General features: G+C 49.2%; 10 protein-coding genes. 4 read left to right on the forward strand and 6 right to left on the reverse strand.

Going from position 1 to position 12,345, the window contains the following annotated elements; genetic code table 11:
• Positions 1–245: 245 nt before the first annotated feature.
• Both J3L11_RS04270 and hemG read right to left on the reverse strand, forming a co-directional pair.
• Entirely contained in the window at positions 246–761 is a 516-nt protein-coding gene (locus J3L11_RS04270) for a cytochrome b/b6 domain-containing protein (protein ID WP_207570235.1), read from the reverse strand.
• 9 nt (positions 762–770) lie between these two features.
• Complete coding sequence (hemG, locus tag J3L11_RS04275; protein WP_207570236.1) at positions 771–1,295, reverse strand: menaquinone-dependent protoporphyrinogen IX dehydrogenase; 525 nt, start codon at positions 1,293–1,295, stop codon at positions 771–773.
• A gap of 250 nt (positions 1,296–1,545) precedes the next feature.
• On the opposite strand from hemG, the gene J3L11_RS04280 reads away from it, so the two are divergent.
• Positions 1,546–2,385, forward strand: coding sequence for a TIGR03899 family protein (locus tag J3L11_RS04280; RefSeq protein ID WP_207570237.1), 840 nt, complete (start codon positions 1,546–1,548; stop codon positions 2,383–2,385).
• Positions 2,386–2,398: 13 nt separating this feature from the next.
• Here J3L11_RS04280 and cobA read toward each other — a convergent pair whose 3' ends face one another.
• Positions 2,399–3,202 carry a uroporphyrinogen-III C-methyltransferase gene (gene cobA, locus J3L11_RS04285; RefSeq protein ID WP_207570238.1) on the reverse strand — a complete coding sequence of 268 codons (804 nt, stop codon included), beginning with the start codon at positions 3,200–3,202 and terminating at the stop codon, positions 2,399–2,401.
• Between the two features lie 252 nt (positions 3,203–3,454).
• Here cobA and J3L11_RS04290 point away from each other — a divergent pair, with 252 nt between their 5' ends.
• Together J3L11_RS04290 and J3L11_RS04295 are read left to right on the forward strand one after the other, a co-directional pair.
• Positions 3,455–4,369, forward strand: coding sequence for a phospholipase A (locus J3L11_RS04290; protein ID WP_189618210.1), 915 nt, complete (start codon positions 3,455–3,457; stop codon positions 4,367–4,369).
• Positions 4,370–4,389: 20 nt separating this feature from the next.
• The gene (locus J3L11_RS04295; RefSeq protein ID WP_207570239.1) at positions 4,390–5,790 is read left to right on the forward strand and encodes a S41 family peptidase; all 1,401 of its coding nucleotides are present in this window, start codon (positions 4,390–4,392) and stop codon (positions 5,788–5,790) included.
• A 302-nt stretch (positions 5,791–6,092) separates the two neighbouring features.
• On the opposite strand, the gene J3L11_RS04300 is transcribed toward J3L11_RS04295, so the two are convergent.
• The 3 genes from J3L11_RS04300 to J3L11_RS04310 are packed head-to-tail and all read right to left on the reverse strand — an operon-like array spanning position 6,093 to position 10,383.
• A complete protein-coding gene (locus tag J3L11_RS04300) occupies positions 6,093–6,851 on the reverse strand; it encodes a phosphoadenylyl-sulfate reductase (RefSeq protein WP_207570240.1) in 759 nt (252 codons plus the stop codon).
• On the reverse strand, positions 6,844–8,538 hold the full coding sequence (cysI, locus tag J3L11_RS04305) for an assimilatory sulfite reductase (NADPH) hemoprotein subunit (protein ID WP_207570241.1): 1,695 nt from the start codon (positions 8,536–8,538) through the stop codon (positions 6,844–6,846). Before cysI ends, J3L11_RS04300 begins: the two co-directional genes overlap by 8 nt.
• A gap of 54 nt (positions 8,539–8,592) precedes the next feature.
• On the reverse strand, positions 8,593–10,383 hold the full coding sequence (locus J3L11_RS04310; protein ID WP_207570242.1) for an assimilatory sulfite reductase (NADPH) flavoprotein subunit: 1,791 nt from the start codon (positions 10,381–10,383) through the stop codon (positions 8,593–8,595).
• Positions 10,384–10,804: 421 nt separating this feature from the next.
• Between J3L11_RS04310 and J3L11_RS04315 the strand changes: the two genes are divergently transcribed.
• Positions 10,805–12,334 (forward strand): Re/Si-specific NAD(P)(+) transhydrogenase subunit alpha, encoded by a 1,530-nt coding sequence (locus J3L11_RS04315; protein WP_207570243.1) that lies wholly within the window; start codon positions 10,805–10,807, stop codon positions 12,332–12,334.
• The last annotated feature ends 11 nt before the right edge of the window (positions 12,335–12,345 follow it).

Below are 12,345 nucleotides of genomic sequence, written 5' to 3' on the forward strand. Positions count from 1 at the left end.
AATATATATAAAAGCGCAACAAACAGACTCAAATACATTTAAAATAACCAAATTTAACGAAAATTTATTCAAATTTAGTATATAAAAGTATTTTTACGGCTAAAAAAACAACTGCAACCGCCTAAAAACATGTCATAAAAGATATGATTAAACACATCAAAAATTAACATATTTAACATTCATCAAAGAAGGCAACTTTAGCACCGATGACGAGATAATGTTGTTCTGTTAATGCGGCAGGTAAATCAATCGCGGATAAGATCAAGTAGGTGACTAAGTGCACACACTACGTGCAAGATCAGTAAGGTGATAAACAGATAAACAAACGAATGGTGCCAACTTCGCCAGAACAGCGCTTCGTTACTGCCCTGCTCAAAAAACCACATACCACCGCTAAAGCAGACTGCCAATAGCGCCACCATAGTCAATCCTTCCACCAGACTGAACAGACCGACCCCACCAGCTGCTGGAATTCGACCAAGTCTCAGGCCGTTAAGATCATGCCATAGCGGCTGCCAGTTCCCGACAAACACGCCAAAGTACTGGCGCCAGCTACCGCCAATGATGTTGCTGATAAAAAAGGTCGTAGCGACAACACAGCATACAAACCCCAGCCAAACATGACTCAGGTTCCAGAACCCCGGATTCGCAGGTAGAGCGCGTAACATGACCAACTGCCCACCTTCTGCCAACAGGAAGATGCAAAGCACCATCAGCAACAAATGTTGCAACCGTTGATACAAGGCCAACAGGCTATTCATTATTAGCTCCTATGCTGCAGTCGCAAACTTATCGGTAAACGCGGCGACTTTCTGCCAGTCGGTATATTCCACGCAGGTGTTCGGATCTGTTGGCCCTTTCGTTATCCACATGATGAAACGGATAATATTACGATCCATCGCATCATATCCCTGATAATTCAGATTACCGCCGAACACCGCCAACAACTTCGGCCGCCAACCGGATTTAGCAAGAAAAGCTTGCATATAAGGGTTGGTTTCCGGAGTATTTTTCGCTGGTTTACGGGCCACTAAGCTCACCGAAAAAAAGCCATTAGGCTTAGTGTCCAGAAGCGCCTGATGCTGGCGAATAAAATCATAAACGGCGGAATTATGTTTGCCATGGCGGATACTGGCACCGATCAGAATACGGTCAAATTCCCCCAATTCCGGCGCTTCACTAATGGCCGCCAAGGTCACATCCTGCCCCTGCTGCTGTAAGCGTTTGGCCATAAATTCACATATTTTACGGGTTTGCCCATGCACGCTGGAAAATAGAATGAGGGTTTTGTTCACCTTAACACCTGTATGTTCAATCTGTTAGCTATAGATAATGGTAGGGAAATAATGCCATAGATTTCATGAATCAGATCACGAGCATTGGCAGTGGTGTCCAGTAAAAGTCATTAATTAAAAGCAGTTCACAAAATAAATAATGCTTGTGACAGCTTGAGGTTCATCCGCGCAAATTGCTGCAGAGATCTGGACAGCAGACCGCCCTTTCCGCTTATAGTAAGCCATATCAAGCTTAATCCAGAATGATGCTATGGCAGAAAACCGTCAGCTGAATGATGCACCTCAGGTCGAAAATGCGCTAGACATGTCCGCACGTAAAAAAGTGCTGCGGCTCGGGCATCTGTTGGGGCTAGCATCCGAACAAGATTATCATCCTGCCAGCGCTACCTTAGGGCAACGCGCCAGTTTCCGCTTAGCCCAGCAGCAACAACAATATCAGCAGAATCTGGAAAATATCTATGCGATGGCGTTGAGCTATTCCTCTTCAGAGGTAGCGGGGGCAGAACTGGATCCAGACTGGATCCATCAGTTTTTCCAGATGGCGGAGCAGATCCATAATCGCAAAATGCAGGATCTTTGGGGCAGGATCCTTGCCAGTGAAACGGTAAACCCAGGCAACTTTAGTCTACGCACGTTAGCGACATTGCAGCAACTGACACTGCGAGAGGCACAGTTAATGGAAAAAGCCCTAGGAATGACGGTAAAAATCAATAATGAACAGCGAGGCAAGCTACTAGGCAACTACCGTGTTGCCGGAGGGTTAGGACAATATTTCCGTAAACACAGTGCAGTAAATCTGGGATTGTCGCAGTTTGGTCTGCCTTACTCTAACTTGCTAACACTTATGGACGCTGGCCTCATTCACAAGAGTGAATTTGAAACGGGCATCTTGCCTGCAAAACAGGCCATGACATTACAGTTAAACCAGCAACAGCTGACGATTACACCGAAAAATAATCATCTGCTGTTTGGCTATTACCGCTTCACCGCCATTGGTGAAGAACTGGCGCAATTGGTACCTCCGCGGCAAGATCTGGCGTACGTTGATGCCTTAAAGACCTTGCTCCAACAGGATTTCCAGGTCAACTAACAGTTGTGATAGGTCATTGTGCCAGAGCTGCGGGCACAGTCATTGCCTGAGGTTCAAACCAATTGAGCTGTGCAGCGAGACTAGCAACCTGACCTATCACCATCAGTGCTGGCATTTCTAACTGTGGATGGCTGGCTAATGTCCCGAGTTCGTTTAACGTCCCGAGAAAACACTGTTGCCGTGGCGTGCTGGCACAAGACACCAGCGCCACCGGTGTATCAGCCGCCCGCCCTGCCGCTAACAGACCATCACGGATAGCCGTGGCGTTGAGTATTCCCATATACACTACCAACGTCATATCGGCATCACAGTATTGACGCCAGTCGACTGGCATACCGGGACGCTGGCAATGGCCGGTGATAAAAGTTACCGATCGCGCGAGGTCACGATGGGTAAGCGGAATACCCGCATATGCTGCAGCACCACTGGCAGCGGTGATTCCGGGCACGACTTCAAAGCGGATACCAGCGGCGGCTAACGCTTGCAGTTCTTCACCACCACGACCAAAAATAAACGGATCACCACCCTTCAGACGTACTACCCGTTCACGGCTATAAGCTTTAGCAACTAACAATTGGTTGATTTGCTGCTGAGAAGCACTATGGCTACCAGCACGTTTACCCACAGCAATTTTTTCAGCCGACGCCGGGAGTAGTGACAGGATCTGCTCACTCACTAACGCATCATAAAGAACCACATCGGCGCTTTTCAAAAGCCGCCAGGCTTTGAGGGTCAGCAGTTCAGGATCGCCAGGGCCGGCCCCCACCAGATAAACTTTTCCTTTAACCTGTGCATCGGCTAGATGTAGTAACGCCATATCGATGAACCCCGCTTGTCATTAGCGGCAATATAGCGGCTTAAATATTCTTTATTAAATATATAATTATTAGTTTTTATGCCTATTGGTTATTTAAAGCCGCTATTAGTTGTTACGATGGCAGTTGCATTTACCATGTTCGTCAAGCTGCAATCCCCGACGTAAATTCAAGCGACTGTTAAACCAATTATTTTCAATGCTACACTGCTGACGCACGCTTAACTATTGATAGGTCTCAGGGAGAAAGGACGCATGAATTTTCCATATTTCGCCGCTTCGATTCTTGGATTCAGCAGTGCGCTATGCAGCTACCAAACACTCGCAGCTGACGATGGAGAAAACCAGACATCTTTAGTGGAGCAGAGAGTTAATCAGGAACTGAAAGCGTCTGATAATCCGTTTGTTATCATGCCGCATAAGGTCAACTATTTCCTCCCCGTTACTTACAGTTCATCGCCTAACAGCAAGCCATTTGTCGAAGATATGGAACAACAAGGCTACAGTCTCGATCATGTGGAAGCAAAATTTCAGATCAGTTTTAAATTTCCGTTAGCCTACAACATCTTTGGCAATAATGGTCATCTGTTTTTCGCCTATACCAATCAATCCTGGTGGCAGGTATATAACAAAGACAGCTCATCACCTTTCAGAGAAACCAATCATGAACCAGAGCTGTTTATGTTGTTCAACAATGATTGGAAAATCGGCGACTTTACCAACTCCTTCTGGGGATTTGGTGTTGTGCATCAATCTAACGGGCGTTCGGGATTGCTGTCACGCAGTTGGAACCGCATCTATGGCAACATGATTTTTGATAAAGGACCGATGGCGATATCACTCAACGTCTGGTGGCGTATTCCAGAAAGCGATAAGCAATATGCCGGTGATCCCGAGGGGGATGACAACCCAGATATAAATGACTATATGGGTAATTTTGAATTAACCGGGTTATATGGCCCTGGGAAACATCGGTTCAGTGTGATGCTGCGGAATAATCTCAACACCAGTGACAACCGTGGTGCCGTGCAACTGACCTGGAGTTATCCGATTTTGGGAAATCTGCGGTTCTACGCGCAGTACTTCAATGGCTATGGTGAAAGTCTCATCGACTACAACGCTCATACGGAACGTTTGGGCATAGGTGTGGCTCTTAACGATTTGCTGTAACACGAGGTAACAACGCTGCAATGGCAATGAGGTCTGGCTTCAGGGAGATTTTTTATCTATTTTTGCTGATGCTGTTGATTAGCAGCCTGCAACTATTGCGATTTGTACTGCAACGACCATTACCTCAAGGTGTGTTGACTCACGAACAAATGGTGTTGGATCTTCAGCTATTACAACAACAGTTGAGTGATTATTCAGCTTTTGTGGTACTACGACCCGACCGCCTCAAGCTATTGCAGCAACGGGTAAGTCAAATCACCGCACGCTATCCTCAAAATATTAGCCTTAATCGTTTTAATACCGAGGTCCGTAAACTGGTGAGTCTGATAGACGATCCAGGTGCCAGTGTTTCAGCGTTGCCCTTAGCCTCGGCATTACTGCCAATCACTGTGCAACAGATGCAACAACAGTGGCTGGCACTGGATGATAGCGGACAACCACTAGATTTATCACGCCCATTTCTGAGTCATATCGATGGATTACCGATAGCGCTGTGGCTGCAAGCAGCAAGCACTATGGCGACACCAAAACAGCCGCTGGCACCGCTGCTGCAACAGTTACAGGTACTGCGACAGGAACTCGGACTACGCGACAAAGACACCGTCACCTTAACGCTGACAGGTCATAACGTCGACACCGTAAATATTGAACTGCCCATCAGATATAAGCTGACGACTAAACGCAATCCGGCAATCAGCCAGTGGCAGTGGTTGGATACAGAAACTGAATTATTCCGTTTTGGCGATCTGGATAGGCTGGAGAACGATCGGCAACTACAGCGGGATTTCCAAAAGGCATTACAGGCCAAAACGCTGATCCTAGATATGCGACAAACCAGTGGTTTCAGCCCAGTGCTACTACAACTGCTAGCTAAGGGCCGACAATATCCCGCCTCGCAGCCAATGGGATATGCTCGTTATCGTCGGGCATCGCAGCTACGCAGTGACTTTCTCAATCCTTTGGGGTACGTACCGTTAAATCACTTTCAGTTATTTCCGCCAATCAGTGCAGTATTAAGCCGCCAACCACAACCAGAACTCAGTCAATGGTATGCTCGGCCACCGATGGTTACCCCCAAGGATGTGGTGCCGCTAGCGACACAGCAATTGCTGCTGTTAATTGGGCCGGGATGTCGCCATGAATGTGAGTGGTTGGCTTACTATGCTAAGGGCTGGCGTAAAACATTGCTGATTGGCGATTCCACTTCTGGCGATTTAGCGCGCAAACATGATTTCAGGCTGCCAGCCAGCGAAATTACCGTGAGTATCAGTGCCTCACTGGTATATGACCAATACGGTAACTTACTATCGGGTAAAGGCACCACGCCAGATCTGCAACTGCCACTACCACAAACATTACCATGGTCCAAATTGTTACAGGCGCTAAGGCTACATTTTACAAAAACGCCCACGGGACAATAATCGAACACGGCCCAGTCTCAGCCAGTTAGGACAGTAAAAAACGCGGGCAATCGTGGTCGGCAAGTCAATTAAAGCGGCGCGCAGGTCAATAGCGCAGTTATCACCTTCAACATCAGCTTATCGTCAAAGGCCCGTATCGACCTTGCCCGCCAGCGTTTAGCCTAGACGGCTAACGGTGGGCCTCGTTTCCCACACGAGAAGACATAATGTTTATGGATAACGCTGTAAACAACCTGCCTCCCGTTTGTTTGACAAGCGATAACGATTGCAGCATCACCATTAACGCACTGTTTATTCTGCCTTTAGATTTCAAAATGCAGGCCACATTCCCGTTTAAGGCCATTGAAACGGGTTTCCTCTTCGCTCATTCCAGGCTGAAGTGGTTGGCTAGAATGGGTATCCCCTACTGACACATAATTTTGGTACCACAAGGGGTGGTAAGGCAGTTCGTGCTGTTGCAGATAATAGTGCACATCGCGATTGCTCCACTCAACGATAGGCAACAGCTTGTAGTGACGGCCATGAATCGCCAGCAACGGCAGCGCTTCTCGGGTAGATGCCTGGCTATGCCGCAACCCCGCAAACCAAGTGCCTACCTGCAACTCTGCCAGTGCCCGTTTCATCGGCTCGACTTTGTTGATGCGATTATAAAACTCAAGCCCCTCTAGCCCTTTTTCCCACAGTTTGCCAAAGCGTGCCTCTTGCCAGGCTGGCGTCAATTCCGAGCGATACACCTTAAGATTCAAGTGCAGTCGGTCAGTCAGCTCATCAATAAACTGATAGGTTTCTGGAAACAGATAACCGGTGTCGGTAAGGATCACTGGCACATCAGCGCTGATACTACTGACCAGATGCAACATGACCGCTGCCTGGATGCCAAAACTTGAGGAAAGCGCATGATTTCCCGGCAAATAATCTAACGCCCACTGAACACGCTGCGCAGGCGTTAATTGCCCAAGGAAAAGATTGATAGCCGCCAGTTGCCGCTGCTGCTCAGTTTCATCCGCTCGCAATAACGCAGTTAGCTGAGCGGCCGTTAGTGGTGAATGAACTTCAGCCATGGAAATCCTTAGCCGCGTCCAGCACCGCCTTAACAACACCAACGCGCACCACGAAATCGCCAAAGTGTTCGCCAGCATTACGTTCAACAGCATAACGTGCGAATAACCCATCCAGTTCGCTTAATATTTCCGCTTCCTGAATATTTTCTCGATACATTTTATTGAGCCGGGTGCCCTCGAAACTTGCGCCCAAATACAGGTTGTAGCGTCCTGGTGCCTTGCCCACTAAACCGATTTCTGCGGCAAATGGGCGAGCACAACCATTAGGACAGCCGGTCATACGCACAACAATCGGCTGCTCGGCAATATAATGTTTATGTTGCAGCGCCTCAATTTTATCCATGAGTTCCGGGAAATAACGTTCTGCTTCCGCCATCGCTAGCGGACAGGTTGGCAATGCCACGCAGGCGATGGAATGCCCGCGGCTGGCACTGATCACTTCTCCCAGTAAACCGTGTTGACGGGCGAGGTCTTCAATCTGTTGTTTGGCCCCGTCTGCCACCCCAGCGATGATAATGTTCTGGTTGGCGGTCATGCGAAAATCCCCCTGATGGATTTTGGCAATCTCCCGCAAACCGGTTTGCAGTGTTTTTCCGGGGAGATCCTTGATGCGGCCGCCTTCGATAAACAGTGTCAGATGCCATTGGTTATCGACACCTTTGGCCCAGCCATAACGATCGCCGCGATCGCCGATAACCACTTCACGCTTGGGCTGAAACTTCACTCCTGCACGGTTTTCGACTTCCGCTTTAAATGCCGCAAAACCGCGATCGACGATGGTGTATTTCAGGCGCGCGCGTTTACGGTTACTGCGATTGCCCCAGTCCCGTTGTAACGTCATTACCGCTTCCGCAAACTTAATGGTGTCTTCGGCGCGGATAAAACCAAAATCATCGGCCAATCGTGGGAAGGTTTCCACCTCACCATGGGTCGACCCCATGCCGCCACCAGCAACTAAGTTAAACCCAACCAGTTCCTCGTTTTCAGCAATCGCAATCAGGCCAAAGTCGTTGGTATAGACATCCACATCGTTATCCGGTGGCACGGCCACTGCCATTTTGAATTTACGTGGCAGATAGGTGTTACCATAAAGCGGTTCTGCTTCCGTTTCGGTACTCAGCAGTTTTTCGTCATCCAACCAGATCTCGGCATAGGCCTTGGAGTGCGGCAACATATGGTCCGACAGCTTTTTAGCCCAGTAATAAGCCTGCTGATGCAGTTTGGATTGCACCGGATTAGGATTACACATCACGTTACGGTTAACATCACCACAGGCGGCAATGGAATCCAGCGCTTTACGATCCAGCCCTTGAATAATGGTTTTCAAATTGCGCTTGGGAATACCGTGATACTGAAAGGTCTGGCGTGTCGTCAAGCGAATGCTATTGGAGGTGGTCAGCTCGGATGCAATACGGTCGACTTCCAACCACTGCTGTGGCGTGCACACGCCACCAGGAACTCGAGCCCGCAACATAAAGCTGTAAAGTGGCTCCAGTTTTTGCTCTTTACGCTCATTCCGCAGATCGCGGTCATCCTGCTGGTAGAAACCGTGGAATTTGATCAGTTGCTGATCGTCCTCGCTGAAGGCGCCGGTAACATCAGTCGCTAATCCCTGCTTAATGGTGCCGCGCAGATGCTGACTGTGACTTTTAATACGCTCATTGGCTGATAATTTTGGCTCGCTCATAACTCACTCTCTTTGATGTCAGCCGGCCCATTAGCACAGCGCTGACCATAGCACTCAGTAAACGTCTTTTTGGAAACGCCCCTGCAACCGCAGATTTTCCAGATATTCAGTGGCCGCCTCGACGGCCAAACCGCCGTGTGTCACCACCACATCCAGTAAAGCCTGCTGCACATCCTTTGCCATGCGCTCGGCATCGCCACACAGATACAGGTAAGCACCACGTTGCAGCCACTGCCACACATCCTCACCTTGTTCACGGATCCGTTGTTGCACATAAATTTTCTGTTGCTGATCGCGGGAAAAAGCCAAAGAAATTCGGCTTAGCTGGCCATTTTTGAGGTATTGTTGCCACTCGGTCTGATACAGAAAATCCTGTTCAAAGTGAGGATTGCCAAAGAATAACCAGCTGTCAGCGGTTATCCCTTGGGCTGCCCGCTCCTGCATAAAGGCGCGGAACGGCGCCACACCGGTACCGGGGCCAATCATGATCACTGGCGTGTCAGGTTCCGTCGGCAAACGGAAATGTTTGTTTGCTTCCACATAAACCCGCAGTTTCTGCCCTTCTTGGGCGCGCGCCAGAAAACCAGAAGCGGCGCCATAACGCAGAATGCCATCTCGTAACTCCGCAACTAACCCGACGGTCAGATGCACTTCAGTATCGACTTCACGTTGGCTGGAAGCGATGGAATACAGGCGCGGGGTGATAGGCCGCAGCACATCGACAAGATGTTGGGCGTCAACCTGAGTGATGGGATACAAGCGTTGCAGATCCGCTAACTGATGATGTTTGATAAATAACCTGGTTTGCTCGCGGTCAGCGGCAATTGCTTGCAATTCTTCGCTTGCGCTGTGTTCGGCCCAGAATTGCACCAATCCCGGATACAACTGTGTCAGCTCTTTTACCTCGGTCAGTGCCTGACGCAGACTATATTCTTGCTGCTGGATGGCAACTGTGGTTTCACCATCAAGCTGGAGGCTTGAGAGCAGTTCATCCACTAATGTCGCGTAGTTGCTGAAATACACTCCAAGGGCATCGCCAGGTTGATACTGAATGCCCGATTCGCCCAAATCAATTTCGATGTGTCTGGTATCTTTTATCGAATCACGCCCGGTAATCTTCTGGCTGAGCAGGATCTCCGCTTCGTATGGTTGCTGCTTGCTAAAGACGGCGGAGGCACTTGCCTGTTTGGCACTATCGATAGCAACCACCTGCGCTGATGATTGTAAGTGAGGCTGCACCGCTGTTAGCAATTGCTGCTGCCATTGTTCAACAGCTTGCTGATAGTCCACATCGCAATCAACGCGCGCTAACAGCGACTGAGCGCCCAACGCTGCCAATCGCTCATCAAACTCTTTACCGGTCTGACAGAAAAATTCATAGGATGAGTCACCCAGTGCCAGCACAGCGTAATGCAACTGTTCGAGTCTTGGTGCTCGCTTTGATGCCAAAAACTTGTGTAACTCAATGGCATCGTCAGGAGCTTCTCCTTCACCTTGAGTGCTGACGATCACCACCAGTAACCGCTCTTGCTTGAGAGAACGTGCGTTATAGTCTCCCATAGCACTGAGGTTTACCGCATAACCTTGCGCGCTCGCCTGCGCTGCCAATTGGCTGGCAATCCCGCGGCCATTGCCCGTCTGACTGCCATACAGAATAGTTAAGGTATAACCGGGCTGTGTTTGCGCAGATGCCGATATAGGTGAAGCAGCGCCAGCGCTGGCCGCGAGATAGCCACTCACCCACGCCTGCTGTAACGGTGTTAACTCACTGGCAAATTGCTGTAGTTGAGCGACCTGAGAAACCGACAAGGGTGACGCCAGTGGTGAGAGTTCTTTTAATGACATGCAGCGGAGCCTTGAGACAAACAGATAATCGCAAGCTTATCTGTCACAGAGAAAGTCAAAAAAGAATAATATTTAATTTTTTATATTTTTTTTGAATATGAGATTGATAGTGGTTAAGTTAAAAAAGTGTGGCATAGCGCAAATTATTTGCTCCGACCAGCCAAGAAAGAGTCAGCTAAAGCAATCTGTGCTTGTTTCCATGTAAAGAGTTGCGACAATGCCCTAGCACTGTTTGTGCAGCAAAAGGAAGACTGTCGGTTCTCAAAAAATAGAGTAGTCTAGTATTCTGATGCTGCAGGCATTGTGTGACCGCGCTGCGGTATCTGCATTGTCTTCAGTTGACCGGACACACAGATTTTTATCTGCCTGCTTACGGAACAACGCGGGCAGATGTTTATTTACCAATCATCAGGAATCAGTCATGCAAATTGGAATACCGAGAGAAATTCTCCCCGGTGAAACCCGAGTCGCTGCGACCCCGGCCACCGTTGAGCAATTGAAAAAACTCGGCTTCGAAGTCGTCGTTGAGGCGGGCGCGGGGGCGCTGTCCAGCTTTGACGATGCAGCCTTTGAAGCTGCTGGGGCCAACGTCGCACCAGAAGTGTGGCAAGCGGATTTCATCTTCAAAGTCAATGCACCCACAGATGAAGAAATTGCCAAAGTGAAAGATGGTGCCACGCTAGTCAGTTTTGTCTGGCCCGCGCAAAACCCTGAATTGGTGGAAAAACTGTCTAAGCGCAACATCAATGTGATGGCGATGGACATGGTTCCACGTATTTCTCGAGCCCAATCCATGGATGCATTGTCCTCCATGGCCAACATTGGCGGTTACCGTGCAGTGGTTGAAGCGGCCCATGAATTTGGTCGTTTCTTTACCGGTCAAATCACCGCTGCTGGTAAAGTGCCACCCGCGAAAGTACTGGTTATCGGTGCTGGAGTTGCGGGTCTGGCAGCCATCGGCGCAGCCGGTTCGTTAGGCGCAATTGTCCGTGCTTTCGATACCCGTCTGGAAGTGGCTGAACAGATTGAGTCGATGGGCGGTGAGTTCCTCAAACTGGATTTCGGCGGTGAAGACGGCGCTTCTTCTGACGGTTATGCCAAAGTGATGAGCGAAGAGTTCATTAAGGCTGAAATGGAACTGTTTGCCAAACAAGCCAAAGAAGTCGATATCATCATTACCACTGCGCTGATCCCGGGCCGCCCGGCCCCTCGACTGATCACCAAAGAAATGGTGGATACCATGAAACCGGGGTCCATCATCGTGGATATGGCCGCAGCCACAGGTGGTAACTGTGAATACACCCAACCTGGTGAACTGTTTGTCACTGGTAATGGGGTAAAAATTATCGGCTACACCGATCTGCCCGGCCGCTTGCCAGCACAGTCTTCACAGCTTTACGGCACCAATCTGGTGAACCTGATGAAGCTGATGTGCAAAGAAAAAGACGGTAACGCGGTCATCGACTTTGAAGATACTGTGATGCGCAATATGACAGTGATCAAGGCCGGGGAAGTCACCTTCCCACCGCCAAAGATTTCTGTTTCGGCAGCGCCACAGCAACAGCCAGCAAAAGTGGCAGCGAAAGATGCCGCCGCGCCTAAAGCGCCATCTAAACTGAAATACGTGTTGGGTGCCGTGGCTGCCATTGCTTTTGGTGCCGTGGCGTCAGTTGCGCCACCAGAGTTTTTATCACATTTCACCGTATTTCTGCTGTCCTGTATTGTCGGCTACTACGTAGTATGGAACGTTACACATTCACTGCATACTCCGCTGATGTCCGTCACTAACGCTATCTCCGGGATTATTGTAGTAGGTGCATTGCTGCAAATTGGTCAGGGTTCGGCGCTGGTTACTGGCCTGGCCTTTTTTGCTGTGCTAATCGCCAGTATTAACATCTTTGGTGGCTTTACCGTCACGCAGCGCATGCTGAAGATGTTCCGTAAAGGTTAAGGGGGAAGATA

The organism is Shewanella sp. 4t3-1-2LB (assembly GCF_017368415.1).
Taxonomy (GTDB): Bacteria; Pseudomonadota; Gammaproteobacteria; order Enterobacterales; family Shewanellaceae; genus Shewanella; species Shewanella fodinae.

Excerpts from the sequence above, each read along its gene's own strand:
- J3L11_RS04270 (WP_207570235.1), bottom strand. The coding sequence starts at position 761 with ATGAATAGCCTGTTGGCCTTGTATCAACGGTTGCAACATTTGTTGCTG.
- J3L11_RS04280 (WP_207570237.1), top strand. The coding sequence starts at position 1,546 with ATGGCAGAAAACCGTCAGCTGAATGATGCACCTCAGGTCGAAAATGCG.
- cobA (WP_207570238.1), bottom strand. The coding sequence starts at position 3,202 with ATGGCGTTACTACATCTAGCCGATGCACAGGTTAAAGGAAAAGTTTAT.
- J3L11_RS04290 (WP_189618210.1), top strand. The coding sequence starts at position 3,455 with ATGAATTTTCCATATTTCGCCGCTTCGATTCTTGGATTCAGCAGTGCG.
- J3L11_RS04295 (WP_207570239.1), top strand. The coding sequence starts at position 4,390 with ATGGCAATGAGGTCTGGCTTCAGGGAGATTTTTTATCTATTTTTGCTG.
- J3L11_RS04300 (WP_207570240.1), bottom strand. The coding sequence starts at position 6,851 with ATGGCTGAAGTTCATTCACCACTAACGGCCGCTCAGCTAACTGCGTTA.
- cysI (WP_207570241.1), bottom strand. The coding sequence starts at position 8,538 with ATGAGCGAGCCAAAATTATCAGCCAATGAGCGTATTAAAAGTCACAGT.
- J3L11_RS04310 (WP_207570242.1), bottom strand. The coding sequence starts at position 10,383 with ATGTCATTAAAAGAACTCTCACCACTGGCGTCACCCTTGTCGGTTTCT.
- J3L11_RS04315 (WP_207570243.1), top strand. The coding sequence starts at position 10,805 with ATGCAAATTGGAATACCGAGAGAAATTCTCCCCGGTGAAACCCGAGTC.